The 26,916-nt window shown below is 42.7% G+C and carries 20 protein-coding genes; 13 read left to right on the forward strand and 7 right to left on the reverse strand.

The features are described from left to right. Positions 1–9: 9 nt before the first annotated feature. Positions 10–2,082 (reverse strand): carboxy terminal-processing peptidase, encoded by a 2,073-nt coding sequence (locus G511_RS0112570; RefSeq protein ID WP_028469941.1) that lies wholly within the window; start codon positions 2,080–2,082, stop codon positions 10–12. A gap of 143 nt (positions 2,083–2,225) precedes the next feature. Between G511_RS0112570 and bamJ the strand changes: the two genes are divergently transcribed. Both bamJ and G511_RS0112580 read left to right on the forward strand, forming a co-directional pair. Further along, entirely contained in the window at positions 2,226–2,753 is a 528-nt protein-coding gene (gene bamJ, locus G511_RS0112575; protein ID WP_036551992.1) for a BamJ family beta-barrel-assembly machinery protein, read from the forward strand. Continuing rightward, positions 2,746–4,035: a M18 family aminopeptidase gene (locus G511_RS0112580; RefSeq protein ID WP_028469943.1), complete on the forward strand. Its 1,290-nt coding sequence runs from the start codon at positions 2,746–2,748 to the stop codon at positions 4,033–4,035. Before bamJ ends, G511_RS0112580 begins: the two co-directional genes overlap by 8 nt. Before the next feature lie 100 nt (positions 4,036–4,135). Here G511_RS0112580 and G511_RS0112585 read toward each other — a convergent pair whose 3' ends face one another. After that, the gene (locus G511_RS0112585; protein WP_028469944.1) at positions 4,136–4,366 is read right to left on the reverse strand and encodes a hypothetical protein; all 231 of its coding nucleotides are present in this window, start codon (positions 4,364–4,366) and stop codon (positions 4,136–4,138) included. Positions 4,367–4,670: 304 nt separating this feature from the next. On the opposite strand from G511_RS0112585, the gene G511_RS0112590 reads away from it, so the two are divergent. From G511_RS0112590 to G511_RS0112615, 6 genes are all read left to right on the forward strand, one after another. Continuing rightward, positions 4,671–5,153: an FKBP-type peptidyl-prolyl cis-trans isomerase gene (locus G511_RS0112590; RefSeq protein ID WP_028469945.1), complete on the forward strand. Its 483-nt coding sequence runs from the start codon at positions 4,671–4,673 to the stop codon at positions 5,151–5,153. Between the two features lie 149 nt (positions 5,154–5,302). Further along, the gene (locus tag G511_RS0112595; RefSeq protein ID WP_028469946.1) at positions 5,303–6,211 is read left to right on the forward strand and encodes an AAA family ATPase; all 909 of its coding nucleotides are present in this window, start codon (positions 5,303–5,305) and stop codon (positions 6,209–6,211) included. A gap of 2 nt (positions 6,212–6,213) precedes the next feature. Beyond that, a complete protein-coding gene (locus tag G511_RS0112600; protein ID WP_028469947.1) occupies positions 6,214–7,170 on the forward strand; it encodes a DUF58 domain-containing protein in 957 nt (318 codons plus the stop codon). Continuing rightward, entirely contained in the window at positions 7,170–9,212 is a 2,043-nt protein-coding gene (locus G511_RS0112605) for a transglutaminase TgpA family protein (RefSeq protein WP_084629101.1), read from the forward strand. The genes G511_RS0112600 and G511_RS0112605 overlap by 1 nt, the downstream gene beginning before the upstream one ends. Further along, positions 9,205–9,927, forward strand: a complete 723-nt coding sequence (locus tag G511_RS0112610; RefSeq protein ID WP_028469949.1) for a M48 family metallopeptidase — start codon at positions 9,205–9,207, stop codon at positions 9,925–9,927. Before G511_RS0112605 ends, G511_RS0112610 begins: the two co-directional genes overlap by 8 nt. Positions 9,928–10,130: 203 nt before the next feature. After that, a complete protein-coding gene (locus G511_RS0112615; protein ID WP_028469950.1) occupies positions 10,131–11,921 on the forward strand; it encodes a methyl-accepting chemotaxis protein in 1,791 nt (596 codons plus the stop codon). A 96-nt stretch (positions 11,922–12,017) separates the two neighbouring features. Here G511_RS0112615 and G511_RS0112620 read toward each other — a convergent pair whose 3' ends face one another. Then, entirely contained in the window at positions 12,018–12,821 is an 804-nt protein-coding gene (locus G511_RS0112620; protein ID WP_028469951.1) for a response regulator, read from the reverse strand. A 279-nt stretch (positions 12,822–13,100) separates the two neighbouring features. Here G511_RS0112620 and G511_RS0112625 point away from each other — a divergent pair, with 279 nt between their 5' ends. After that, positions 13,101–14,279: an MFS transporter gene (locus G511_RS0112625; RefSeq protein WP_028469952.1), complete on the forward strand. Its 1,179-nt coding sequence runs from the start codon at positions 13,101–13,103 to the stop codon at positions 14,277–14,279. A gap of 20 nt (positions 14,280–14,299) precedes the next feature. Here G511_RS0112625 and G511_RS0112630 read toward each other — a convergent pair whose 3' ends face one another. Together G511_RS0112630 and ptsP are read right to left on the reverse strand one after the other, a co-directional pair. Beyond that, on the reverse strand, positions 14,300–14,716 hold the full coding sequence (locus tag G511_RS0112630) for a hypothetical protein (protein ID WP_028469953.1): 417 nt from the start codon (positions 14,714–14,716) through the stop codon (positions 14,300–14,302). 165 nt (positions 14,717–14,881) lie between these two features. Beyond that, complete coding sequence (gene ptsP, locus G511_RS0112635) at positions 14,882–17,131, reverse strand: phosphoenolpyruvate--protein phosphotransferase (RefSeq protein ID WP_028469954.1); 2,250 nt, start codon at positions 17,129–17,131, stop codon at positions 14,882–14,884. A gap of 192 nt (positions 17,132–17,323) precedes the next feature. On the opposite strand from ptsP, the gene G511_RS0112640 reads away from it, so the two are divergent. From G511_RS0112640 to recD, 4 genes are read left to right on the forward strand one after another with little or no spacing between them, the layout of a single operon-like run. Next, positions 17,324–17,548, forward strand: a complete 225-nt coding sequence (locus G511_RS0112640; RefSeq protein WP_028469955.1) for a hypothetical protein — start codon at positions 17,324–17,326, stop codon at positions 17,546–17,548. Between the two features lie 47 nt (positions 17,549–17,595). Continuing rightward, positions 17,596–20,925: an exodeoxyribonuclease V subunit gamma gene (recC, locus tag G511_RS0112645; RefSeq protein ID WP_028469956.1), complete on the forward strand. Its 3,330-nt coding sequence runs from the start codon at positions 17,596–17,598 to the stop codon at positions 20,923–20,925. Beyond that, positions 20,915–24,451, forward strand: coding sequence for an exodeoxyribonuclease V subunit beta (gene recB, locus G511_RS0112650; protein ID WP_028469957.1), 3,537 nt, complete (start codon positions 20,915–20,917; stop codon positions 24,449–24,451). Before recC ends, recB begins: the two co-directional genes overlap by 11 nt. Further along, positions 24,448–26,298 (forward strand): exodeoxyribonuclease V subunit alpha, encoded by a 1,851-nt coding sequence (recD, locus tag G511_RS0112655; RefSeq protein WP_028469958.1) that lies wholly within the window; start codon positions 24,448–24,450, stop codon positions 26,296–26,298. The genes recB and recD overlap by 4 nt, the downstream gene beginning before the upstream one ends. 30 nt (positions 26,299–26,328) lie before the next feature. Here the strand turns inward: recD and G511_RS24375 are convergent, their stop codons facing one another. Both G511_RS24375 and G511_RS0112665 read right to left on the reverse strand, forming a co-directional pair. Continuing rightward, positions 26,329–26,481 carry a hypothetical protein gene (locus G511_RS24375; RefSeq protein WP_156905212.1) on the reverse strand — a complete coding sequence of 51 codons (153 nt, stop codon included), beginning with the start codon at positions 26,479–26,481 and terminating at the stop codon, positions 26,329–26,331. 42 nt (positions 26,482–26,523) lie between these two features. Then, a complete protein-coding gene (locus G511_RS0112665; protein ID WP_028469959.1) occupies positions 26,524–26,766 on the reverse strand; it encodes a GrxA family glutaredoxin in 243 nt (80 codons plus the stop codon). Between the last annotated feature and the right edge of the window lie 150 nt (positions 26,767–26,916).

Below are 26,916 nucleotides of genomic sequence, written 5' to 3' on the forward strand. Positions count from 1 at the left end.
GACCCAGTCTTATTGTGGATTATAGGTTGTAATAAGCTGCTTTGTTAGATCGACCATATCTAGGAGGATTTTTCCGCTTTCTTGCAGAATTGCTTCAGACCCTGCTGTAATAGGGCGGCCTTTGTCATCTTTTTTCAGAAGGGCTTCAAGGTCAGCTAATTTGCTTATCGGTTGCTGTCCTTTTGCTAAGCGTCTTCTGTTTTCGGCATCCACTTGCCATTTGTCTGCTTGGTCGCGTTTTGCTAATAGTTTTATTTCATTAAGTGGGAAAGAATCATCTTTTTTAGCTTCCGACTGGCGAACTATTTGTTCACGTAAAAAGTTAAAATCGGGCTGATTACTCGTGCGAAGTGTATGGCGTTTATTTAGTTCATCTTTAAAAGAAGCAATTCCTTTGTAAAAACCATGGCGGGCTTCTTTTACTTGATCCCAAGGAAGGGCTCCATCGAGTGCGCTTTCACCAATTTCTGTGGTGTCGTAAACCTCAGGAAAAGAAATGTCTGGAACAACGCCTTTATGCTGAGTGCTTTCCCCGGAAATTCGATAGAATTTAGCATGGGTAAGTTTAAGCTGCCCGTGGCCTAAGGCCTGCAGCGTTTGAACTGTTCCCTTGCCAAATGTCTGATTACCAACAATTACACCGCGTTGGTAGTCTTGAATAGCACCGGCGAAAATTTCTGATGCCGAAGCGCTTAAGCGATTAACGACTACAGCGAGTGGGCCGTTATAGGCTATTTTGGGGTTGAAGTCGCCAAGAATATCAACACGACCGTTAGGGTCTCTAATTTGAACCGTTGGGCCGCGGTCAATGAATAAACCTACTAGCTCATTGGCTTCTCGTAACGAGCCACCACCATTATTTCTAAGATCTATTATGAGGCCGTCTACTGCTTCAGCTTGAAGTTCAGTTATTAACTTTTCAACATCTCTTGTGGTGCTTTTATAGTTTTTCTCACCGCGCTGAAGTGCGGCAAAATCAATATAAAAAGCAGGAATGTCGATTACACCGAGCTTGTAATCCTTGTTGTTATGTTTAACTTCAAGAATACGTTTTTGTGCTGCTTGCTCTTCAAGTGCAACCGTATTTCGCTTGATAGAAATGGTTTTGCGTCCCGCTGTGTCTTCGCTATCTGAAGGAATTATTTCTAGTCGTACTATCGAACCTTTAGGGCCACGAATAAGGTCGACCACATCATCTAAACGCCAGCCGACTACATCTTCAATTTCCCCATTCTCTTGACCAACGCCGACAATTAAATCCGCAGGCTTTAATTGCCCTGTTTTATCGGCAGGCCCAGCAGGTACTAAGCGTACAATTTTGGTGAACTCGTTTTCGCTCTGTAGTACTGCGCCAATCCCTTCAAGAGATAAGCTCATGTTTATTTTGAAATTTTCTGAGTTTCGAGGTGAGAAATATGAAGTGTGTGGGTCAAAATATTTAGTGAAAACATTAGCAAATCGCTGGAATACGTCTTCGCTTTTATTCTGTTTAAGGCGTTTTAACTGATTAGAATAACGTTTTATCAACGTAGCTTTTGCTTCCTGCTCAGACTTGTCAGCTAGCATTAAATTTAAAATGGCGCTTTTGATTCGTTTACGCCAAAGGTTGTTCATCTCTTCTAGTGACGCTATCCACTGGTCATTTTCACGGTCTGTATCGAGTGTTTCATTCAATTCGAAATTGAAGGGGGTTGGGTCTTTTAATCTATCAATAGTCCAGCTGAGTCGCTCTACAACGCGCTCTTGCTGTCGATTGTAGATAGCAAAAGCGCTATCTAGGTTGCCTGCAAGAATCGAGTCATCAATCTCATAACGGTATGCTTCAAAATCGTTTATGTCTTTTTGGAAAAAATAACTACGTGATGAATCCAGCTCAGATAGGTATTTATCTAACAAGCCACTAGAAAGGGTGTCATCAACATTAATTTTATTATAATGGCCGATATTTAAGGAACTGATAATATCTTTCATAGTCTGTTGGTGTACTGCTTCTGGGTGCAATTGCTGAATATCAGCAGTCGCTAAAGCAACGAGTGGTGTTAACAAACATAGGGCAAGAGAGTTACGTAAACCTTTCAACATATTATCTAGTCTGCTTTTAATTCAATTAATGTTATGACAGGAAGAGTAATTGATTGTTCCATTGATCATCTAATCTGAGTGTAGCTATCGGTCTGTCTAATGTAAAATCAATGCTTTAATTCATTTACTCTATAAGGTCCCAAATGAAATCACTACTTATTCCGCTGATGCTTATCTCTAGTTTGTTTTTGAGCGGTTGCGGAGAAGACCCTGAAAAAGAGGCTTTCCGCCAGCAGTTGATGGAAAAGGCGCTCAATGATAAAACCAGCAAAGCAGGTAGTGCTTTCCTGGAAGAGAATTTAAAGCGTGAAGGTGTGCATGTGCTGCCCTCAGGTGTTCAATATAAAATTTTACAAAAGGGTGAAGGTAAACGACCCACGTTTCAGGGTTCTGTTGAAGTTCACTACGAAGGAACAGGGGTTGATGGTGTTGTGTTCGACAGTTCTTATGAGCGAGGAAAGCCTTCAGTATTCCCTTTGGAAAAAGTAATTAGAGGCTGGCAGGAAGCGCTACTACAAATGCAGCAAGGAGATATTTGGATGCTTTATATTCCTGCACAATTTGCTTATGGTGCAACGAGTCCTAATGAGTTGATACCTGCCAACTCAACGTTAATTTTTAAAGTAGAGTTACTTGGTGTTCTGGAGCGTAGTGAGATGGATAATGAATAAAAGAAATAAAACACTTAAGCAGTTAATTAGCTTCCTAAATGCATCACCCACTCCGTTTCATGCGGTTCAGCAAATGACAAGTTGCCTTGTTGAGTCGGGCTATAAAGTGCTCAATGAAGAAGATAGTTGGCAGCTAGAAGCCGGCGGACGTTATGTTGTGACACGTAATGACTCATCTATTATTGCTTGGAAAATGCCCCAAGATAGATCCTTGTCTGAGTCTGGTTTCAGGATGCTCGGCGCACACACAGACTCACCGTGTTTGCGTGTTAAGCCTAATCCTGAAGTACATAAGCATGGCTACTATCAGCTAGGCGTTGAGGTATATGGCGGAGTGTTGTTAGCACCGTGGTTTGATAGAGATCTTTCTCTTGCTGGCCGCGTAAGCTTTATTAATGATGAAGGTGAGCTTGTTTCTGCATTAATTAATTTTGAAAGCCCAATCGCAGTCATTCCAAGCTTAGCTATTCATTTGGACCGTGAAGCTAATAGCGGGCGGGCTATCAATGCACAAACTTTTCTACCACCACTATTGGGTCAAAGTGACAAGAAGCCTGACTTTCGAGCACTATTGAAAGTTCAGCTAGAAAAATCTGGAGAGAGTGTATCTCGTGTTTTGGATTATGAGCTATCGCTATATGATACTCAATCGGCTGCTCTAATTGGGTTGGAGCAAGAGTTTCTGGCTTCTGCTCGTCTAGATAATTTGTTGAGTTGTTTTATGGGGCTTGAGGCGTTATTAGAGTCCGATAGTGGAGAGGGAGCCTTGTTGGTTTGTACTGACCATGAAGAGGTCGGAAGTATGAGTGCTGCTGGTGCTCAAGGTCCAATGCTGGAGCAGTTGTTCGAACGGTTGCAACCTGATGCGGAAAGTCGAAGCAGAATGTTGGCAAGATCTATGATGATATCGGCTGATAATGCTCATGGTATTCATCCTAATTTCGCAGATAAACATGACGCTAATCATGGGCCCATACTTAACCAAGGGCCTGTCATTAAGATTAATGCGAATCAACGCTATGCAACTTCAGATATAACGAGCTCAAAATTTCGCATGCTAGCGGCATTGGATAGTGTGCCTGTACAAGAATTTGTTGTGCGTTCGGATATGGGCTGTGGTAGTACTATTGGGCCAATTACATCAGCAGAGATTGGTGTGAAGACGCTTGATATTGGCGTACCGCAGTTGGCTATGCATTCAATTAGAGAGCTAGCCGGTACTGAAGACCTTGTTAATACTATTCGTGTTTTTAACCGCTTTTTCGAACTAAAACAGGTGTGACCCTAAGCAGGAATAATACTTTTTAATAGGTGTGAAAAACCGCTCTAGTGTGAGGAGCGGTTTTCTATTGGGGTATATAATTTGTTCGTAGAAAGATGCTTTAAACAGCGACTAGTGCAGGTTGGGCTGAGGAAGCGTTGTCTGAAAATTTGCCGTAATAGCCTTCAATCAACACTTCCCATTTTAGATCATAGCAATGGAGATATGCATGGCATGCAACGCACTTATAAAGCTGGCTATTAGGTAGCGTGCTGATCAGTGATAAAAAATCGTGTGATTTTTGGTGCTTGTTTGTCATTAAGCTTTGGCAATCGGGGCAAATGTTATCCATAACAAGTTAAACTCCTCTATCTATTATATACCTTAACAATATCTTACTGAATTATTAGGGCTAATAAGATAGGAAAAATTCCTATTTATTGAACTGTCATTCACTATTTTCATTATTGTTGCATAATGCCTACAAAATTTACCGTTTTTCTAGATAAATAGGGATCTTCTCAGGCTAGACGTTTGCATATCCGCAGGGTAGGATTACGCCTGATTTCAGTGCGGATATTTTGAGTTTGTTGGTAATCTGACGACATATTCTGAGCCTCCGGCTATTTATTAATTATATTTTTTGGGAGTTTCTCATGCAGATTGCTGAAAATTCAGCTGTTACCATTCACTACACACTAACGAATAGCGAAGGCGAAGTGCTTGATTCATCTCAAGGGCAAGAGCCGTTGGCTTACTTGGGTGGTGCAAGCAACATCATTCCTGGTTTGGAAAATGCGTTATTGGGTAAGCAGGTTGGTGATAAGCTGGAAGTGACTGTTGAGCCTGAGCAAGCATACGGCCCACTACGTGATGAGCTGGTTCAAAAAGTCGATCATGAAAACTTTCAAGGCGTAGAAGATATTCAGCCTGGAATGCAGTTTATGGCACAGGCCCCTTGGGGGGAGCAACCTGTGACTGTCATGAGCGTCGAAGAAGATGGTATTACGCTAGATGGTAACCACCCACTTGCAGGTCAAACACTGACTTTTGCTGTAGAAGTAATGGAAGTGCGTATTGCTACTGAAGAAGAGACTTCTCATGGCCATGTACATGGTGAAGGTGGTCACCAGCACTAAGTAAAAGCAAATTTGAGATAAACGCAGCTTTGGCTGCGTTTTTTTTGTCTTATTTTCCAGGCGACTCTATTTTATAGCACTACACTTAGTCTTTATTAAAGACTTTGATTCGTTGCATTTCTTAAGTGTATATCAGGTAGAGGTTAGCTATGCGAGATAGGGTTGAGCAGCTGGTGAGTGTTATCTCTTCAGTAGTTTTAGGAAAAGAGGAGGTTGTCAGGTTAGCGGTTGCTTGCATGTTGGCTCGTGGGCATTTACTCATTGAAGACCTCCCCGGCATGGGTAAGACGACGTTAGCTCAAACACTCGCGCATGTGTTTGGTCTGGACTATCAGCGAGTGCAATTTACCAGTGACATGTTGCCTGCCGATATTTTAGGTGGAGCTATTTTCGATCAACAAACAAGTAGTTTTGTTTATCATCCTGGGCCTGTCTTTACGCAATTATTATTAGCAGACGAGATTAATCGTTCTACTCCAAAAACCCAAAGTGCACTTTTAGAAGCAATGGAAGAAGGCCAAGTCTCATCGGAAGGCGTTACGCGACAGTTGCCAGCTCCTTTTTTTGTTATCGCGACACAAAACCCGGTGAGCCAGTTTGGTACTTTTCCGTTACCCGAGTCACAGCTAGACCGTTTTCTGATGCGCATTTCATTGGGGTATCCTGACCCTGAAACAGAAAAAGGGCTACTCAAACACGGCGACACACGACGTGACATTGAACAGCTTTCAGTATGTATCGATAGCTCGTTATTGATTGAATTACAGGAAGCTTGCTCACAAGTTGTAGTGTCAGATTCTGTGTTAAATTATGTGCAGCGTTTGGCGCAATTTAGTCGAGATTCAGATGATGTTGTATTAGGACTTTCTCCGCGTGGTTCATTGGCGCTTATACAAGCGGCCAAAGCGTGGGCGTATATGTCGGGCCGAGATTATCTAATGCCAGATGATGTGCAGAAGGTTTTTGGTGCAGTAGTTGAGCATCGGTTGTTGCTAAGAAATGAAAGTGAGTCAGGTTCTGCTAGGAGTATTCTGTCACAAGTTGATGTACTGGGTTGATCATGAGAAAGACGAAGCGGGTTAAGGGGCGAGTAAAGTCATGGTTGGTCAATCGATACCCTGCACAGCGGTCTGTTAAGTTAACTCAAAACCGGATATTTATTTTGCCGACAATGGCTGGCATGGCTTATCTCGTTGTTGTTTTGCTTATATTGTTACTCGCTGTCAATTATCAAAATAACCTTGCCTACGCTGTTTGTTTTACTCTCTTATCGCTCTTTGTGACGGCGATTTTGCATACCTACGCTAATCTATCGGGGCTAAAAATCAGTGCTTTATCAACAGAGCCCGCATTTTCAAATGAGATAGCATATTTTCGCTATCAGCTGCACTCTGCCCGAGCCATGAACCAGTTAACCCTAGGCTTTAATAACAATGCACAGATTACTATTGATCTGAAAAAAAATGTAGAACATAACATTGAAGTTCCCTACTTGTGTTCACGGCGAGGCTGGCAACGTGCTGAGCTATTTCGTATTGGTTCTTTGTATCCTCTAGGTTTATTTCGAGCATGGAGTTGGTTGCGCTTTGATCAAACAGTATTGGTTTACCCTAAACCTATTGAAGGAGGGCAGCTGGACTCATTTGTCGGCAGAGATAGTCGCGACAATATGGCGCTGGCAAAAGGTGATGAAGAGTTTGAAGCACTCTCACCTTATTATCCAGGTGCTGCAAAGAATAGTATTGCTTGGAAAGCTTATGCAAAAGGTTATGGTTTACAGGTGAAGACGTACCAAGGAAGCGCTAGCGATGAGTTGTGGCTTGATTGGAGTCTTTGGCCTGAGTTAAGCGAAGAGCAGAGATTGTCGTGTATGTGCTATTGGTCAATTCAGTTAAGCCAAAACCAGACTCATTATGGGTTGCGCCTGCCGGGTGTGACGTTTGAGCCTTCAGCTGGAGAAAAGCACAATATAAAGGTATTAGAGCAGTTGGCCTTGTATGGTATCGAGGGCTGCTGATGTCGACTAAAACCCCCGCGACTCTATTGTCGATACCTTCTAAAAAATGGCTGTTAATCATGTTATTAGTCGTGATAGCGCCGCACGTAGCTTATATTCCTCTTTGGTTAACCTCTATAGCCCTATGTATTATTGGCTGGATAGGTATCAGTCTTTTTTCTCAACGGCCTGAACTGCCGGTGTGGGGCAGAAGATTGTTTGTCGTTGGTGTTATCGCTGGCGTGCTTATTTATGCATCTATGAGTCAGGGGCTTGCTGGGCTGTCATCATTATTGATTGCCGGTGCGATACTCAAAGTATTAGAACTAAGGACTAGGCGTGATGGTTGGGTGCTAATACTGGTTGCATGTTTCATTGCAGCGGTTAGTTTTTTGTTTGACCAATCTATAGTTGCAGCGACCTATGGTGGAGTATCACTCATGACAGTGTTTTCTGCCTTGACGATGATGCATCACCCTAACGAACAGCGCTGGTTTACTTTTCCTTTGAAAAAAAGCGCATTGATCTTGTTACAGTCAATGCCTCTTATGCTTATTCTTTTTTTGATATTCCCAAGGATTTCTCCTCTGTGGAGCATTCAATATAACAACTCAGTAGCAAAAACAGGCTTGTCAGATGATATGGAGCCTGGAAATATAAGCCAGTTAGCTCGTTCTGATAGTGTTGCTTTTCGTGTCAGCTTTTCTACAGGAGTGCCACCTGCAAGTACGGATCGTTATTGGCGAGCAATGACTTATCCTATATTCGATGGACAGCGCTGGTCGATGGCACAAGAGAGCATCGACAAGGGCATTAATAAGAGAAACAGTGAAGAAGGTAAAGATTTAGTCGAGTACCAAGTGATAGCAGAGCCTTCTGCTAACTCGTGGCTGTTCGCGTTAGATTACCCTAGTGGTGTGCCTTCAAGGGAGATTTTACAGTTTAGCGATGGGACTTTTCAGGCTGGATCACCTATTTATGAAAGACTATTTTATAGTGCCAAAGCTGATCTGTCGGGTGCTTACGATGGTCGCCCTTTGTATGATCGAGCTCGCTATTTGAGTGTTCCAAAAAATGGTAACCCTGCAACTAGGGCGATGGTTGCAAAGTGGGCGGCCACTGGATTCTCGCCTGAGCAAAAAATTGCAGCACTATTGCAGCGCTTTAATGAGAAATTTAGTTATACATTGTCTCCTCAAAAGCTCAGGGGAGACCGGATTGATCAGTTTCTTTTTACGACTCAAGAGGGCTTTTGTGAGCACTTCTCTAATGCTACAGCTTTTGCCTTAAGGCTGGGTGGCATTCCCACTCGTGTTGTGGCGGGTTATTTAGGTGGAGAGTGGAATCCTTATGAAAAGTATATGCTGGTCCGTCAGTATGAAGCTCATGCTTGGGTAGAAGCATGGCTAGATGGAAAAGGATGGGTCAGGATTGATCCTACTGCTGCAGTAGCACCAGAAAGAGTTATATTGCCTTTTGATCAGCTGTTTTCAGATTCTCCAGAGTTTATGTCTGATAATGCATTCGCCACTTATCGCATGCAGCAAAGCTTACCATGGTTAAAAACTTGGAGCCTTCGTTATGATGCATTGAACTATAACTGGCACCGATGGGTGCTTGGCTTTCATGAAGAGCAAAGTGGCCTCCTGCAGGACTGGTTTGGAAAAATTAGTATCCTTAAAATGCTACTGTTGTTGTTCATTCCAGTTGGCGTTGCTTTGACGGTCGTTATTTGGATATTGCTGAGGGTGCCTTCGCATAAAATAAATGCCGTTGACCAAGAAGTAATAACCGTGTCTGCTGGGTTATGCAGCGTCGCACCATTGTTGCAGCGAGAAGCGGGTGAAACGGTAACAAGTTATTGCCAGCGTGTTGCCAGGTCTTTGCCTGTACTACGGAGTCGGTTAGAAGATTGGAGTGAGCTTTATCAGCAAATACGCTATGTGCCTGAAAGCCATCAGATTGAACAAAATACCATTTTATTTCTTAGCTGTAGTCGTCAGTTGAAAAAAGATATTAAGCGCTTGAAAAAACAAGATTTTGTAAGAGGTTCTATTGATTAACTGCGTTATTAGGCTGGATGGGAAAGATATTATACCTGTGATTATTCAGAGCCCCAGGCGTAAAACGGCGTCTGTAGAAATCAAGCAGGGTAAGGTGACAGTCCGTGTTCCATCAGGTACTCCAGAGTCTTGGGTTCTGCAGTTTATTGAGCAGCGCTCTGCATGGATAACGAAACATATTACAGGACAGCTAGTAAGAACGAATAAGCATCAGATAATTCCATATGAATCAGGAGAGGTTAGTTTTCGTGGGCGAAGTTTTCCTTTGATTATGTGTAAGAGCGTAGAGAAAAACAGCGTTGGGTTTGATCAAGAGCTCTTTAAAGTGAATCTTAACAACCGTACTCGTCAAGCCGCGGTGGATGCGACCCATTTATTATTACAAAAATGGCTTGCACAAAAAGCTGAAGATTATTTGGTTCCACGGACGTTGGCATTAGCAAAACAAGTAGATTTACATCCTACCAATGTAAGTATCGGTAACTACAAAAGTATGTGGGGGAGGTGCTCTGCAAAAGGGGAGGTTGCTTTGAATTGGCGTTTAATTATGGCTGATGAAGTAGCAATGGATTATGTGATTATTCATGAGCTTTGCCATTTACATGAGTTCAACCATTCCCCAGCTTTTTGGAATAAAGTTGCTATGCACTGTTCGGATTACTCTCAGTGGCGTCAGTACTTTAAAGACAGGAGTATATGGCTTAGTTGGAGATGATGTGTATACAAATAAGTAGTGTAAGCCTCACTGTCAGCGCAGCTGCGTAATACTTCAGTCGTAATATTAGGGTTTTTAGTCCTAAGTTGTCTTGTGATCAATTACTTATTTTAAAGCTCTGCTACAATTATATTTAGTATTAATCTTTTATTCAGGTTAGCTGGGTGAATACCTGCTTATAATAATAAAATGAGAGCGACCAAGTGTTATATAAAACAATTGAACGTATGTTTTTTAATTCATTGACAAAGAAAGTGATAGGGAATGTTCTGTTTCTGCTGACTCCTTATCTTATTTTATTAGTTATTGGGTACTCTTATTTAAATGAAATTACTCAGTTTATTTTTGAATTAAATCTTGATACTAAAGCCAGTGCAAAATTAATTGAAAAGCTAGAAGGGCTCAAAGCTTTTGCTGCAGTGACAGTGTTTTTTGCATTTACAGTCGTTTTATTTAGCATATTCTTTATGCGTCATTTGTTTTTACGTCCTATCTTATCGATCACCCATGTTTTAAAGCAGATCAAAGAAAATGATGGCGATATTTCTGCGACATTGCCTGAGTATACACATGATGAAATTTCGGAAATGGCAGGGAGCTATAATCAATTTTCTGAAAGCTTGAAGGGAATGATTTCTGAGTCTAGACGCCGAAGCGTCAGTGTTGCTTTAAGTGCGACACGTTTACAAAAAGTACTCTCTCAAGCCTCTGTTTCTGTAACTCGCCAAGAAGAGCAGGCTCAGCTGGTATTTCAGTCTAGTCAAGAAGCAACCAGTTCAATTGATGGTGTTGCCAAAAGCACAGGTATGCTCAATGAGCATAATAGCTCTAATATGAAGGACGTGCGCAATTCTGGTAATGAGTTAATGAAAGTACTGGAGCAGGTGCGTTCTATTCGAGAGTTGGTTAATAGTTTTCAAGAGACCGTTCAAAAACTAAGCGAAAATTCAAATAACATTACCAATATCTTGACGATGGTTCAGGAATTTTCTGAACAAACTAATTTGCTCGCTTTAAATGCCTCTATTGAGGCCGCCAGAGCGGGTGAGGCTGGTAGAGGCTTTGCTGTAGTGGCAGATGAGGTGCGCAGTCTTTCTAAAAAAGTTAGCGTTGCTACTCATGAAATTGATAAAAATATCAACGAAATGGGTGAGTTGGTTGAATACACGCGAAGCAGCGCAAATAACATTCAAAGCTATGTCCTTAATACGGAAGGCTTTATAGAAAACACTAATGCCCAATTCACACGTTTAGTTGATGATTTTGAGTTAGTGAGTGCTGAGTTATCAGGTATTAGTACTGCTATTGATGAGCTCTCTTATACGAATAAGCAGTCTCATAACCATGTTACTGAAATCACTAATATTGCTCATGATATTAAACACGAAATGGATGAGTCTCAGACTCATTCAAATGATCTGGAATTAGCAACAGAAGAAACTCAAGAGCTGCTTTCCCGCTTTAATATTGGATACGGTGGTTTTGAAAGCATGATTACAGCCGGGCGCCAATGGGTGGAGCAAACCACGGAAGCAATTAATGTGTTGGCTGAAAATGGGCAAGATGTCTTTGACACTAGATATCAGCGTACAAACGAGGGGCAAAAACCTGAAAAATTTGATGTGAGCTATGTGAATGCTTATGAAGCTTCCTTGCAGCCATTATTTGATGGATTTATCAGTGATAGACCTGAGTTTATTTATGCTATTGCTGTCGATAAAAATGGTTACGCTCCCGCTCATCACACTAAAGTTTCTCATGCAGTAACGGGAGATTTTTCTGTAGATAATCTTAAAAGTCGTCACCGTCGTATTTTTGTAGGTAATCGAGCAGAAGTGCGAAGAGCGACTCATACAGCGCCATTTCTACTACAAACCTTTATCCGTGACACTGGTGAAGTGCTAAATGATCTCTCAATCCCTATCTATATTAATGGGCAGCATTGGGGGGCATTAATTATGGGATTTAACCCCGAGACTTTATTAGAAGAGTAGGCTTGGCGATATAAAAAAGCGTAAACCTATTTGTGTAGGTATACGCTTTTTTGTTAATAATGGTGCTTTCTAAATTAGATTTTTAAATTGAAGTAATTAAAACTCGTTATTGAAAACAAGCTGTTCAATCGTGTTCTTCATTGTGTCGTAAGAGAGCGGTTTTGCACATAAGGCTGATACGCCAGCATTTTGAATGGCTGCAAGCTGGCTCTTGTTCTGTTCAGAAGTGACCATCATTATTGGAATGGTAGTTTGTTCTCCATGTGTTCGAATATACTCAACCATCTCTCGGCCATCAATATTGGGCATGTTGTAGTCTGAAATGATTAGATCAAATGTTTGCTGTTTGAGAGTATTGAGTGCTTCAGCTCCATCGGCTGCTTCTGTAATGGCATGAATCCCTAGGTTGTCGAGAATCTGATGCAAATATTTACGTGACACTAGGCTATCATCGACAAGAAGTATTTTTAAGCTCTCAAATGCTTCTGTTTTGTCTTCATCTGGAGTATCAAGGTCAATCAAGTAATGTAGAGTGCTTTGCAGAGAAATGCCTAATTCTTTGCGTGTAAAAGGCTTAGGTAAGATGGCGATAGCGCCTGATTGTCTTATGGGCTCAAGGTAACGATAGTGCGTTTCAGAAGAGACCAGTAGAAATGTTATATCGCAAAGGTTAGGGTCCTCACGCATTTCTTTAACAACCTCTGTACCTGTCATGTCAGGTAAATGCATGGACGATAAGACAATATCGGGAGTTTGCAGGTGTATTGCGCTTAGTGCAGAGCGCCCATCACTGAACTCGTCAATGTTATTTATTCCAAAGCTTTTCAGATGGTTAACGATAATCGTCCTTTGTACTCTTGATGGTTCAATAATGAGCACAAATAGTTCCGAAAAATTCATATTAGGTCTCTATATGACAAAGCCAGTGTATTAGGTAATCAGTTTAGCACCCGTTTTTGTGTTTTGCGTAGTAAGGCTATGATTGATAATTCAATAATTATTTGTGCTTTTGCTGCGATGGGATAAAGAGCGAGCTTTATTTATGCAGGCCGGTTGTATCCAGTATTAATGCTAACTCTGCAACACTGAATTGTCGGGGTTTATTATATTTGTAATTGCTGATGTTTGAGTCTGTTGCCATACTGGCGAACCGAAAAATACAGAACAGCAGGAGTGAAAATGAACCGCAGTGTTATATTGCTATCGTTATGCCAAGCACTATTAGGTACTGGGAATGTACTGCTGATTTCTGTAAATGGTTTAATTGGCCAATCATTGTCGCCTTCAGATGCCCTCATTACTCTACCAATAGCGATGCAGTTTGTCGGGCTTATGTTAGCAACAATACCTGCTTCATTATTAATGCAGAGGATTGGTCGTCGCAATGGCTTTTATCTAGGCAACTCGCTAGGCATCATCGGTGCTATATTGTCTGCTGTTGCATTGGTGTACCAAAACTTCTTCTTTTTTTGTGTTGGCACTACTTTGCTCGGAGTGGGTATTGGATTTGGTACATTATATCGCTTTGCTGCTGTTGAGGCATGCGAGCCAGAGCATAAGAACCGTGCTATATCGATGGTTATGTTTGGTGGTGTGTTGGCTGCCATTATTGGCCCGGCTTTAGCGGTAGAAAGTCGGGACTGGGTTTCAAGCCAAGAGTTTGTAGGTTCGTTTGTTGGTTTGGTTGGCCTTTATGTACTTGCGTTACTGTTGCTTACAGGCGTATCAATTCCAAAGACAAATGCTTCTTCCGCAAATCTAGGGGAGCAGCGCTCGTTATTGACGATTACCAGTCAGCCCGTGTTTGTCGTGGCTGTTGTTGTGGGTATGGTGAGCTATACCGTTATGAACTTATTAATGACGGCGACTCCATTGGCAATGGCCCGCTGCGGTTTTTCATTTCCGCAAACTGCTTGGGTGATTGAATGGCATGTACTCGGTATGTTTTTGCCATCATTTTTTACTGGGCGTCTGATTCAGCGTTTTGGGACAGCACCGATGATGCTTTTGGGTGGCGTTATTATGTTGGCGTGTATCTTTATTAATCTCAATGGGAAAACGGAATGGCATTTTTGGAGTGCGCTATTTTTGTTGGGGCTAGGGTGGAACTTCATGTTTATTAGCGCAACGAGTCTTGTGACAGGGGCGTATACACATCAGGAACGTGCTAAAACCCAAGCAACGAATGAGTTTATGGTCTTTGGCATGGTCACTATATCGGCATTGAGTGCCGGCTGGTTAGAGGTCACTATGGGGTGGGAAACAATGAATGCTTTAATGATTCCTGTTGTTATTTGGGCAATGTTGGTGGTCGTGGCTTTGTCGAAAAAAGTAAAGCTACAGGGTGCTAATCAGTAGGCTTGGTTAGTATCTAAGCGCTAAAAAGGATTAGCGCCTTTCTTTAAACGAACAATTTCATGTTTTAGTTTAATGAGTTCGTGTCGGTTTATCTCATTGTGTAACGGCTGGATTTTGGTATGCCATTGCCAAAATCCAATGATCATCGCTAAAAGGCTCCAGCCAATCAGTACACCAAGAGTAATTGAATAGAACTGTTTGTTCGATGCGTCTAAGTCAGATTGGCGATCTATAACTTGTAGTGTTACTTTTTGTTCTAGTGTGGGTGCTCTGATACCTTCAAGAACGGACGCTTTTACGTAGCGATCAAACACTCGGCTGTTATATTCTTCCGTCAATTGGAAAAAGAGAACAACTAACGTGATCGTTGAAAGTAGACCTGTAAGGGCATAGAACTTATAGATGTTATCAGTGGGTACGGCTGTTTTAGGCTGCACGATACTACCTGGCTGCAGTTAAATATACCCAACATCTTAATGAAAAATTCAAACACCATCTATAGATGAGTGAACTTTGTTTGAAAATATTTTTAAATTTACTGGTAAATATTAAAATATAGGCTAAAGGATCGATTTTATAGTCTTTAAGTCCTTTTGTAAAACTTATAAACCGAACTCTTTAATTTTTTTAGAAAGCACTTTTCGCACTTCTGTTTCATCTTCAGCAGCGTTAGCTTTGGTCAGTAATTTCAGCAAGTCTTCGCGTTTTAGTTGCCGTATTAGCCATTTTATCTTGGGGATTCTATGGGCGCTTAGGCTGAGTCGGTCAAACCCCATAGCTATGAGTAGTAGTACAGAGGCTGGATCTGCAGCCATTTCACCACACAACGAAACAGGTAAATTGAGTTCTGAGCATTTTTTCTTGATCATTTGCAGTGCAACCAGTACTGCGGGATGAAGGTGATCAAATAAGCTGGAGACTTTAGGGTTGTTTCGGTCTACAGCGAGTAGGTATTGCGTCAGGTCATTTGAGCCAATAGAAACAAAATCTATATAGGGAGCGACTTTATCTAACAACAGCATAGCAGAAGGCACTTCTATCATAATGCCGAGCTTGGGTTTAGTAACTTGTTTGCCTTCCTTCTTTAGCTCAAGTAATGATTGTTGGATAAGCTCTTTAATTGCTTTTATTTCATCAATACGGCTAACCATTGGTACAAGAATCTGCAGGTTATCTCGACCATGAGCGGCACGTAACATGGCTCGAATTTGTGCGATTTGTAAAGCGGTATTATCTAACGTGAAGCGGATGCCTCTCCAGCCTAAGTAGGGGTTATCTTCTTTGAATGAGAAGTAAGGAAGCTGCTTATCTCCGCCAATGTCCAAAGTACGCATCGATACAGGGCGCGGGCTGTAAGCATCTATGACCTCTTTGTAAACTTGGTATTGCTCCTCTTCTGTAGGGAAGCTGTCGTGTACCATAAATGGGATTTCAGAGCGGTATAGACCGACGCCTTCAGCACCATTTCGCAAGCCAGGAGATACGTCGGCTAATAATCCTGTATTTGTGTGCAGAGTGACATGAAATCCATCCAGTGTGACAGCGGGTAAATCTTTATATTTCGCTAAGGTTTCGTTGAATTGTTGCTCATGTTTAGCGAGCATGCGGTATTCGTGTACCATTTCTTTTGGTGGTGATATAACAACTTCGCCACGATTACCATCGACTACGCTGAGCTGGCCGCTGAAGCGCTTAATGTTGAGGTCAGAAACACCCATTACTGCAGGTAGGCCAAGGGCGTTTGCTACAATGGATGTGTGAGATAGTGCTGAACCTGATGTGCTGATAATTCCCTGGATTTGAGAAGAATTGTATTCAGATAAATCAGCGATGCTGATTAAGTCACCAGCAATAATGATAGGCGTTTGACTGTCTGGAGATGTTGTTCGCTCATGCTTCGCCATCTGTGTCATCAGCTTGATAGCAATATTTTTGACATCTTCACCCCTAGCCCTCATATAGGGATCATCTGCCTTCTCAAATACAGTGGCTAACTCAAATGCTGTCTCTCTAACAGACCACATGGCGCTGCTTCCTGACTGAATTTTATCTAAAGTCCCATCTTTTAACTCAGGGCTTTCAAGCATCATTCGATAAACCGAAAACAGAGAGGCAATGTCTTCTGGTAAGTCTTTCTTTATTTTATTCGCGCCATTCTCAAGATCACTAATAACTTTTTGTAAGGCTGTTTCAAACAGATCTTGTTCATCTTCTAGGTTAGAGGCACTTTTATCGGGTTCAATTTTTAAATCAATATGGGTGTTAATATGAACGAGCTCACCAATGCCCACGCCCGATGAGCTGACAATACCGTTAAAGCGTTTATATAACTTTCCTGGTCGGCGTTTAGGTATCCACTCACCGGATTTTTGAATGTTAGAAAGCGTGGCTGCTAATTGAGAAGCAATGGTAATAAGGAAGGCTTCAGCTTCTTGAGGGAAAGGCTTGTTTACTTTGCTTTGTACTACGATGACACCGATTAATTGACGCAGGTGAATTAGTGGAACGCCCATAAACTGTTTATACGGTGCCTCTTGGGCTTGTGGGAAAAGTACGAACTTGTCATGCGAGGGCGCATCAGCAAGGTTCATTGAGTGTTTAGTTGAGGCGATAACACCCACTAACCCTTCATCTAGCCCCAGTTTTATTTTACCCACGGAGGTTTTTGACAAACCTTGAGTTGCTGCCAGAATAAGTTTAGAGCGCGCCGGTGATTTAAGGTAAAGGCTACAAACTGGTACGCCCATCAATTGGCTAAGGCGGGCTACAATAGTTTGCATTGCAGTCATGGCATTTTCGGCGTCTGAAATCTCTTGAACAAGTGTCGTTAGGGTAGCCAATGAGTGCTGCATGCATGCGTCCTGTATGGATTTTGACAGGGAGAAAAACTTATAATCGCACATAAAACAATTATTTATCAATGGCTGCTGTAATTGAGTTCCAGTAAGATGCAGTATTGCGTTTGTCTGTGAAATATGTGGATATTAATACAAATAGAAACAGCCAAAATATAGGTGTTTTGATACTAAAAGCAGGAGATTCAAGTGAAAAGTTTTCTGTTTTCTACGGAAGATGATCGTGGTGGTGTGATGCTATGCGATATCGATACATTAGAAGATGCAGTCGTTTATCTTGGTAAACGTTTTAATGGTGTGATTAGGGTGGAACAAGGCAAAGATGTATGGACTACTGACGGAGGGTTTGTCTTTGTCGATAAACCACATGCCGTTGATGATAGTGCTGAATATACTGAAGTGCTAGCTACTTAGATGCAATCAGCAGACTAAAGATATCTATAAAAATACAGAGTAGGCTCATGCTAAGGATTTATCATTCGAACGCGTTGGATACCCTGCGTGATGTATTGGTTGAGATGATCAAGGGTGATCCTCAAGCCGACCCTTTTATCGCAGACCAGATCCTTGTTCAGAGCCCTGGTATGGCGCAATGGCTTAAGTTGGAGTTGGCCGAGCGTTTGGGTATTGCTGCTAATATAGAGTTTCCGTTGCCCGCTAGCTTTTTATGGAAGGTCTTTGTCGCAGCGTTGGAAGATGTACCAGAGCGTTCTGCGTACAATAAAGCAGCCATGACATGGGTGTTGATGAGAATTCTGCCAGAGCATCTAGATGATGAGCAGTTCTCTATACTCAACCAATACCTTAAACAAGACGATGAGCCTCTGCGCCTTTACCACCTATGTTCCCGAGTGGCTGACCTTTACGATCAATACCTTGTATACCGCCCCGATTGGATTGCATCGTGGGAGCAAGGAGATAATCAGCCAGCGAGTGGCGAGGATCAGCGCTGGCAGCCTGTGTTGTGGCGGGCCATTGTGACTGATACAGAGCAGAGAGAATTGCCACATTGGCATCGTGCAAACATGTATGAAACCTTTATTGGTGCTCTCAGTGAAAAGCATGTAAGCCTTGCAGGTATACCGCAACGTATTTTTGTTTTTGGCATCTCAGCGTTACCTCAAAACTATATTGAAGCATTGGCTGCACTAGGGCAAAAAATTGATGTTCATCTAATGTTGGCTAACCCGTGTCGGCATTATTGGGGAGATATTGTTGACCCTAGCTATTTGGCTCGACTAAACCGGATGTGGTTATCAAAACCTCAGGGCTTGGGTGGTGCTTCTGGATTAGATCTTTATCAAGTGGGCCATCCCTTATTAGCATCCATGGGAAAGTTGGGTAGGGATTATTTACATCTTATTCAGCAAATGGAGTTACCCGAAGTAGGGCTGTTTGAGGAAGCGGGTTATGAAACACTTTTGGGGGCGCTGCAAACAGACATTTTGGAGTTGAATAACAGAGGTTCTACTCCTGAATCAGCTATTGATGAAAACATTGACCAATACAATATTGATCCAAACATTTTACCAATCTCTTTCTCTGCCAATGATAGAAGTATTCAGCTACATGCTGCCCACAGTGCATTACGCGAAGTGGAAGTGTTGCAAGACCAGTTATTAGCCATGTTTGACAGTAATGCTGAATTAAAACCTCGCGACATTATTGTGATGATGCCGGATGTAACACATTACGCACCCTATATTGACGCTGTTTTTGGCAACGCTGAGCACAAGCATTTTTTACCCTACTCAATCTCTGACCGCTCGGCGGAGCAAGAAATTCCTTTGCTCAGTAGTTTTTTACAGCTTATCGGCATTAAGCATAGTCGTTTTACTGTCTCTGAAGTCATTGAGCTTTTAGAACTTCCGGCAACACTGCGACAATTTGAGCTGGAACAAGAAGACTTCGAAAACATTCGTCATTGGATTAGTGAAACAGGCATTCACTGGGGATTAGACCAAACTTCACGTGCGGATGTGGGAGGAGCTCTTTTTGAGCAAAATAGCTGGCATTTTGGTATGGACCGCCTTTTTAGTGGCTATGCGTTAGGGTCTGCTGAGACGGTGTGGAATGATATCGCACCCTTTGAGGGAGTCACTGGCTTATCTTCTGCTGCATTGGGGCAATTATCAGCGTTTTTGACATCATTAGATGAATTTCGTAGTAGCTTCGCCGGTGAGCATTCACTGACTGAGTGGATTGTTCAGGTACAGCAGATGATTGATGCGATGTACCTGCCTGACGAACGTGATCATGAGGCTTTGGAACTTATCTACCGAGCGCTTGAGTCGTTGCGTGAAACGTTTCAGGAAGTCGCGTTTGAGCAAAAAATAGATGTCGCTATATTACAGGACTATCTTAAAGAGCAGTTATCGAGCCAGCGATCTTCACAACGCTTTTTATCGGGGCAAATCAATTTCTGTACTTTAATGCCAATGCGAGCCATACCTTTTAAGGTTGTCTGTTTACTTGGTATGAATGATAGCGACTATCCTCGCTCAATACCGCCGATGGGCTTTGATCTTATGGTTGATCACCCGCGCAAGGGAGATCGCTCTCGTCGAGATGATGATCGTTATCTGTTTCTTGAGGCCTTATTGTCTGCTCGTGAAACACTTTATATCAGTTATGTTGGTCGCTCGATTGCGGATAATTCTAAACGGGTGCCATCGGTACTGGTAAGCGAAGTGTTGGAGTATTGTGATCAGGCCTACCGGATTGAAGAGCAAGACCTCTCCGTTAAGGAAGGCTTAGTTCAAGAACATCTATTGATAGGGCATCCTTTAACTGCTTATAGCGGTGCTTATTTTGATGGAACGGCTGATAACCTGTTTAGTTACAACACTCGGTGGGCTATTCCTCAGAATAAACAATGTAAAGCAGAAAGCTTTATTAAAGGAAGGTTAGCTGCAATAGAGAGTGATGTACTTGAGCTGGATGATTTGATTGCCTTTTACCGCCACCCCATTCAGTTTTTCTTTCAAAAAAGAATGCAGATTTATTTTCGTGATGACGAACTCGTTCTATCAGATGAGGAGCCTTTTAGTCTGGAGCCGTTGATTGATTATAAATTGCGTAAAAGGTTGTTGCAGTCAGCGGTTCGCGGTGATGGGTTACAAACAACAGCGCATTATATCCGCCAAGCAGGAATACTCCCTGTTGGAAAAGCTGGTGACATCGAGCTGTCAAAAAGAGTCCATGATATTGGCGAACTCTACGAAAAGATGCAGCCCTTAATGGCTGGTTCATCACGTCGTTTGGAAATTAACCTCACATTTGAGCTGTTAGAGCAAAGCTTACAACTACAGGGCTGGGTTAATGATGTCTACTCAGGTGGTGTGCTGAAATATGATGTGTCGAAAGTTTCCGGCAGACACCGTTTTATGACCTGGATTCAACATTTAGCCAGTTGTGCAGCAGGACTTTCTGAGCGTACGGTATATCGTGGGTTGAGTGAGCAATTTAGTTTTAAGCCACTCTCTGCTGATTTGGCTTACGCACAATTGAGCCGTTTAGTGAGTGTTTATCTAGAAGGGCAGCGATTGCCACTTAACTGGATACCTGAGCCGGCATGGAAGTGGTTAAGCTTACGTCAAAAAGATGAAGAAAAAGCGCGTAAAGATGCCCAAAATCGTTTTGAAAGTGATCGAGGTGGAGATTGTAGTAACCCGTATGTTCGTAGAGTCTATCCTGAGTGGCGAATGCTAGCACCAGGTGTCTATGATTATTCTGAGCAGTTATTTGGTGAAATGTTGAATTATTTGGAAGTGGATAAAGATGACAATTAAACTTCTTGATCCGATTACGCTTCCGATAAAAGGGCAGTGCTTAATAGAGGCCAGTGCAGGCACGGGTAAAACCTACACATTGGCTGCCTTGTATCTACGTTTGCTATTAGGGCTAGGTTCCGGGGCGAACAATAACGAGGAAGAAGAGGGTAGTGACGAAGACGGACAGATGCCTTTAGGTGTTGAGCAGATTCTGGTAGTTACCTTTACAGAAGCCGCCACCCAAGAGTTGCGAGATAGAATTAGGCAGCGTATTCGGGAAGCACGTAAAGCTTTTATGAGCGGGCAGACGAGTGATCCTCTTCTATCCCGATTGTTGGAGAAAACATCGCAACACGCAGATAAGGCCCGGCTTTTGGAGCTAGCGGCGGCCGAAATGGATCAGGCGGCCATTTTTACTATTCACGGCTTTTGCCAGCGAATGTTAAAGCAGCATGCTTTTGAGAGCGGAGCTCTTTTTAATCAAGAGTTAACAACTGATGATGCTCCGCTTATTCGCCAAGCGCTTCTTGATTACTGGCGAGATACCTTTTACCAAGCACCTGATGAGCTGGCAGCACAGATGCTGCAACAGTTCAAAACGCCTGATCTGTTATTGCCGGCAATACGTAGTTTTTTAGCTATTCCTGAACTTGTGCAGCAGCCTGATTATAGCCAATTTAACCTTAAAGAAGGTTGGCTGGCTGAAAAGCAGGCTTTATCTGCATTTAAACAGGATTGGTTAGAGTCGGTCTCAGATATTACTACTTTAATTGATGCTTCAGGTATTAATAAGCGTCGCTACAGTAAGCGCAATTTACCTAATTGGCTGGAGGCTGTCTCTGCGTACGCACAAGGGGAAACGCCACATGCACCTTGGGATAAACTGAACTATTTTCGTGATTCAGTTATTGCTGAGGATTGTCCTAAAGGCTCCCCCCCGAGCCATCCGATCTTTCAGCAAGTAGATGACTTATTTGATTTACGTGTGCCTGTAAAAGCCGTCGTGGTTTCGCAAGCCATTGGAGAGGTGAAACAACGTTTACAGGCAGAAAAAGCGCGTCATCAATTACTGGCATTTGATGATTTACTGACACAACTAGCTTATGCCTTACGTAAAAAGGATGGGGAGCGGCTAGCTGATGCTATTCGCAAGCAGTATCCGGTCGCTATGATTGATGAATTTCAAGATACCGATCCGTTACAGTATGCAATTTTTAACCAAATTTATCCGGCAGCACCTTCTGCTTTATTGATGATTGGCGATCCTAAGCAATCAATTTATGCATTTCGTGGTGCTGATATTTTCACTTACATGCAAGCCCGTAAGCAGGTTACTGCGCACTATACATTAGATACCAATTGGCGCTCGTCTAGTGCTATGGTGACGGCAGTTAATGCTCTATTTTCATATGTGCCATCCCCCTTTATTTATGATCGAGATATTCCATTTCATGCGGCAAAAGCATCAGCCCACGCTGATAAAAGCCCTTTTACGTTTAATGGGAAGGTTCAGTCTTCACTGAACTTTTGGGTGGCAGAGGAGGCGCTGAGTGTTGCTGACTACCTGAAACAATATGCATTGGGTTGTGCTCAGCATATCGAGTCAGTTTTAGCTTCTGGGCTTTATCAGATAGGTAGCCGGGCTGTTCAACCTGCGGATATTGCAGTATTAGTACGTGATCGTAAAGAAGCGAAGGAGGTCCAGCAAGCATTACGTCATTGTGGTGTCGATTCTGTTTTTTTATCGAGCCGTGAAAGTGTGTTTAGTACTGTCGAGGCACGAGAGTTTTTTTATATTTTACAGGCGATTGCTGAACCCACAGACGAGCGCATGATGCGTACCGCACTGGCAACAGGGCTATTTCATCTGGATATGTCTGAATTAGATGATTTATGCCAAAGCGAATTGGAATGGGAAGCGCTGGTGGAGGAGTTCCAGCAGTATCGTGAGCACTGGTTACGCCTAGGTGTTTTGCCTATGTTGCATAACTTGCTAGCAACCAGAGGTTTGTCTTACCGAATACTGGCAGCTAATGACGGGGAGCGCTGCTTAACGGACCTGTTGCATTTAGGAGAGCTGCTCCAGAAAGCGAGCCAAGAAGTGGAAGGCTTGATGGGTGTTATTCGCTGGTTTGCCGAACATTTAGCGACGCCTAACCAGAATTCAGATGAGCAGCAGTTGCATTTAGAAAGCGATCGCTCTCGTGTGACGATTATCACTATCCATAAATCCAAAGGCTTAGAATACGAATTAGTCTATTTGCCCTTTATTTGCCGGTATCGAGAAAGTAGCTCATCGCTGTTTCATGATGATGAAGGACGAGCTGTGTTGAGTTTGGCGCATGACGATGAGATAGAAGCGCAGGTTGAAAAAGAGCGTTTAGCTGAAGATTTACGTTTGCTCTATGTGGCTATCACGCGTGCAGTGCATGCGTGTTATTTGGGTGTGAGTGATATTCGTTACCGTAATAGCAAGAAAGGAAAGACGGTGAACAGTGCGCTGGGGCATCTGTTGATGGGCCAGGAGCCTGATATTATTACGGCTGTTGATCTTTTTTCTGCTAGCTATCCTTCGCTTAATATACAGTCTGTGCCTACTTCTACTCCAGACCAAAATACGCAGGATATGTTTGCAGAACCAGAACTCGAATCACATAAATTAACTACCAGAGAGTTCTCGGGGGATATCCAGCGAGATTGGCGTGTGACTAGCTATTCGGCACTGAGTAGATTTCATACGCAAGAGCCCGTTACGGAAGTGATTCTGGACCTTGAAGTATTGGAAGAACAAGATCTTGTGGAGGATGATCTCACGGGTGTCTTCAATATTTTCACATTTCATCGTGGTGCCGTAGCCGGTACTTTTTTACATACCTTATTTGAAGAAATTGATTTTGCTAATGTTACAACGCAGCAACTTGATGAGGTATTAGAGAAGCACTTGTTGCTGAGTGGTTTTGAACCAGAATGGCAGCCCGTTTTATCTGACTTTGTATTACAAACCTTACAGGTTCCTCTGCTTCAGGCGAATTGTTGTCTGAAGGATATTTCTCTACAAGACCGCTTAGTTGAGATGGAGTTTGTATTGCCCTTTGCTGGGATAAATGCCGCTTCGTTGAATCAATTGTTACGTCAATATGACCCTTTGGCGATGCGTGCAGGAGAGCTACAGTTTGATCAGCTGCAGGGCATGCTCAAAGGTTATATCGATTTGACTATGCGTTACGCTGGCCGATATTACATAGTTGATTATAAGTCTAACCATCTGGGATATAGTGCGGCTGATTATAACCAAGCTGCGATGGAGCAGGCGATGATTGGGCACCGCTACGATCTACAGTATGTTCTTTATACATTGGCGTTGCACCGCTTGTTGAGAAGCCGCTTAGTAGATTACAACTACGAAACAGACATCGGTGGAGTGTATTACTTGTTTATTCGCGGCATGAATTTATCTGATACTCAACAAGGTGTTTTTTATACTAAGCCAGATTTTGCGTTGATTGATGCCCTAGACAAATTATTCGAAGTGGGTTGTGTATGAAGTTGCTAGACGATTTACATGCGCAAGGCTTTTTAAGGGCACTAGATCTTCACTTTGCACGCTGGCTCATGCAGCAACAACCTAACGCTCCAGAGGCGCTGGTATTGCTTGCAGCCTTGACTAGCCAGCAGTTAGGTGAGGGGCATGTATGTATTCACTTGGCTAAATTAGAGCTTATTTGGTCTGCTTGGCCTAGTTCACTTCGTGATCAGGCGAGCTTGCTCGTCTCTTCCCAGCCGGCGAAGACTCTCTTAGACCGTGAGGTTTTGGGAGACGGTGGGCAGTTAACACCGCTGGTCTTAGATAAAGAACGTTTATATCTCTACCGGTATTGGCAATATGAATGTCAAGTGGCAAGAGACTTGTTAGCCAGAGCTAACCCCGTTGAGCTCAATGCTGCTTTTCTTAAAGAAAAACTGGATGGCTTATTTGGAGAGGGTGAAGTCGCTAATAGTGAGCTTGATGTTGCTCCTGATGGGCAGCGGGTGGCGGCGGCCATCGCTGTATTACAATCAATGGCTATTATCAGTGGAGGGCCAGGAACCGGTAAGACCACTACGATTACAAGAATGCTGGCAATTTACTTACAAATTCAGAAGCAGCAGAACCCAGACGTAACCCCTGTTATTTGTTTGGCGGCGCCCACCGGAAAGGCCGCTGCACGCCTCTCCGAATCTATTAGTATGGCTCGTGACTCTCTTGCGGTAAGTGATGATATTAAACAGATGATTCCTGACCAAGGAACAACATTGCATCGTTTGCTCGGCGCTAGGCCCGGACAAACTTCCTTTAAATATAATGCAGATAATCCGTTACATCTTGATTTGCTGGTAGTCGATGAAGCATCCATGATTGACCTGCCGCTTATGGCAAGTTTGTTATTGGCGCTTCCTGAGCACGCGAGGCTCATTTTAATCGGGGATAAAGAGCAGCTAGCATCGGTTGAAGCAGGGAGTGTTTTAGGGGATGTGTGCTCTGTTCCTGAAGAGGTGGTAAACAGTGAGACGATGGCAGCGCTGTTATATGAAACGTGCCATGTACCTATCTTGAAAGCTAATAACGTTCAGCCGTTTGCTGATTCGGTTGCATTTTTGAAACACAGTTACCGGTTCTCTAAAGATAGTGGGATAGGCGCACTTGCTAGGGCTGTGAATGCTGGTGATGCCATACAACTTAAAACTGTGTTTGCATCAGGATATAGTGATTTGCAGCGTATCCCTGTTGCTACTGCTGGTAATGACCAACTGATTCAGCATATGTTGGAAAAGTATCGGAGTTATCTGAGTGTTCTCAATAGAGACGAAGAGCCAGTTGAAGTAATAAAACAGTTTTCTGCTTTTCGTGTGTTATGTGGCTTACGTAAAGGGATTTTTGGTGTCGAGGCTCTGAATATAGCTTTTGAAAAAGAGGCACAAAACCGTGGCCTTATCCAGATGAAAGGGCGCTGGTATTCTGGGCGGCCCGTTATGATCACCCGCAATGACCGTGCCTTACGTTTGTATAATGGTGATATCGGTATTGCTTTGGAAGATGCTGAGACTAGCCAACTAAAGGTGTGGTTTGAGCAAGGAGGGGAGTTAGTTTCCTACTCGACGAGTCGTTTGCCTCAGCATGAGACTGTCTTTGCGATGACCGTGCATAAAAGCCAAGGATCAGAGTTTGATGATGTTACGCTTGTATTGGCAGAAGAAGCTAAGGTTATCAGTCGTGAGCTTGTATATACCGGCATTACTCGCGCAAAAAAGCATTGCGCACTTTATGGCTCGTTAAAAACGATCACAGCTTCCATTGAGAAGCCGACTGTTAGGATGAGCGGACTTGCCGCCAGAATATGGGGTACCGAGTAATTAGGAAGTACCCCGTTTTATGTAGAGAGCTTAGCGGCGGCGCTGATGTCGAGCGTCTAGTGGTCGGTTATCATCAGGTCTAATTTTAATCGGGCGCATTTCATTGTTTTGATTGGATGCTAGTAATATTTTTCCTACATACACAGCGACAATGGCTACAGCAAGTGTGGTTAAAATAATCATAAAGCTCCTCACATTTATCAATAACTAGTATTACTTTAGACTTTAAAGGCCTAATTCGGCAACTTTATTTGAAAATTCAGTGTAACCGCCAATGTGTTCCTGGCCAATAAAAATCTGCGGTACAGTAACAACTGGCTTGCCAATGGTTTTTTCTAGATCTGCTTGGCTGATGTTTTCCTTATGTATGTCTAAATACTTAAAGTCCAAATCCTTTATTTCACATAGCTGCTTTGCTCTTGTACAAAAACCACATCCTTCTTTTCCAAAAATAGTAACGCGTTCCATAGTATCGTCCTGTTGCTTAATAGTAATAAGGTAATGAAACACCCATTTTGGCATGTTCTCAAATGGTATATAGCTATGCCATAGATAAGAAAAATCAATCAACAGTTATAGTAAGGTTTACTCCACAAAATCTGTGGATAACATTGTAGA

It is taken from the genome of Neptunomonas japonica DSM 18939 (assembly GCF_000422765.1).
In the GTDB taxonomy this organism is placed as follows: Bacteria; Pseudomonadota; Gammaproteobacteria; order Pseudomonadales; family Balneatricaceae; genus Neptunomonas; species Neptunomonas japonica.

Coding starts and splice junctions, on each gene's coding strand:
- G511_RS0112570 (WP_028469941.1), bottom strand. CDS start 2,082: ATGTTGAAAGGTTTACGTAACTCTCTTGCCCTATGTTTGTTAACACCA.
- bamJ (WP_036551992.1), top strand. CDS start 2,226: ATGAAATCACTACTTATTCCGCTGATGCTTATCTCTAGTTTGTTTTTG.
- G511_RS0112580 (WP_028469943.1), top strand. CDS start 2,746: ATGAATAAAAGAAATAAAACACTTAAGCAGTTAATTAGCTTCCTAAAT.
- G511_RS0112585 (WP_028469944.1), bottom strand. CDS start 4,366: ATGGATAACATTTGCCCCGATTGCCAAAGCTTAATGACAAACAAGCAC.
- G511_RS0112590 (WP_028469945.1), top strand. CDS start 4,671: ATGCAGATTGCTGAAAATTCAGCTGTTACCATTCACTACACACTAACG.
- G511_RS0112595 (WP_028469946.1), top strand. CDS start 5,303: ATGCGAGATAGGGTTGAGCAGCTGGTGAGTGTTATCTCTTCAGTAGTT.
- G511_RS0112600 (WP_028469947.1), top strand. CDS start 6,214: ATGAGAAAGACGAAGCGGGTTAAGGGGCGAGTAAAGTCATGGTTGGTC.
- G511_RS0112605 (WP_084629101.1), top strand. CDS start 7,170: ATGTCGACTAAAACCCCCGCGACTCTATTGTCGATACCTTCTAAAAAA.
- G511_RS0112620 (WP_028469951.1), bottom strand. CDS start 12,821: ATGAATTTTTCGGAACTATTTGTGCTCATTATTGAACCATCAAGAGTA.
- G511_RS0112625 (WP_028469952.1), top strand. CDS start 13,101: ATGAACCGCAGTGTTATATTGCTATCGTTATGCCAAGCACTATTAGGT.
- ptsP (WP_028469954.1), bottom strand. CDS start 17,131: ATGCAGCACTCATTGGCTACCCTAACGACACTTGTTCAAGAGATTTCA.
- recC (WP_028469956.1), top strand. CDS start 17,596: ATGCTAAGGATTTATCATTCGAACGCGTTGGATACCCTGCGTGATGTA.
- recB (WP_028469957.1), top strand. CDS start 20,915: ATGACAATTAAACTTCTTGATCCGATTACGCTTCCGATAAAAGGGCAG.
- recD (WP_028469958.1), top strand. CDS start 24,448: ATGAAGTTGCTAGACGATTTACATGCGCAAGGCTTTTTAAGGGCACTA.
- G511_RS24375 (WP_156905212.1), bottom strand. CDS start 26,481: ATGATTATTTTAACCACACTTGCTGTAGCCATTGTCGCTGTGTATGTA.
- G511_RS0112665 (WP_028469959.1), bottom strand. CDS start 26,766: ATGGAACGCGTTACTATTTTTGGAAAAGAAGGATGTGGTTTTTGTACA.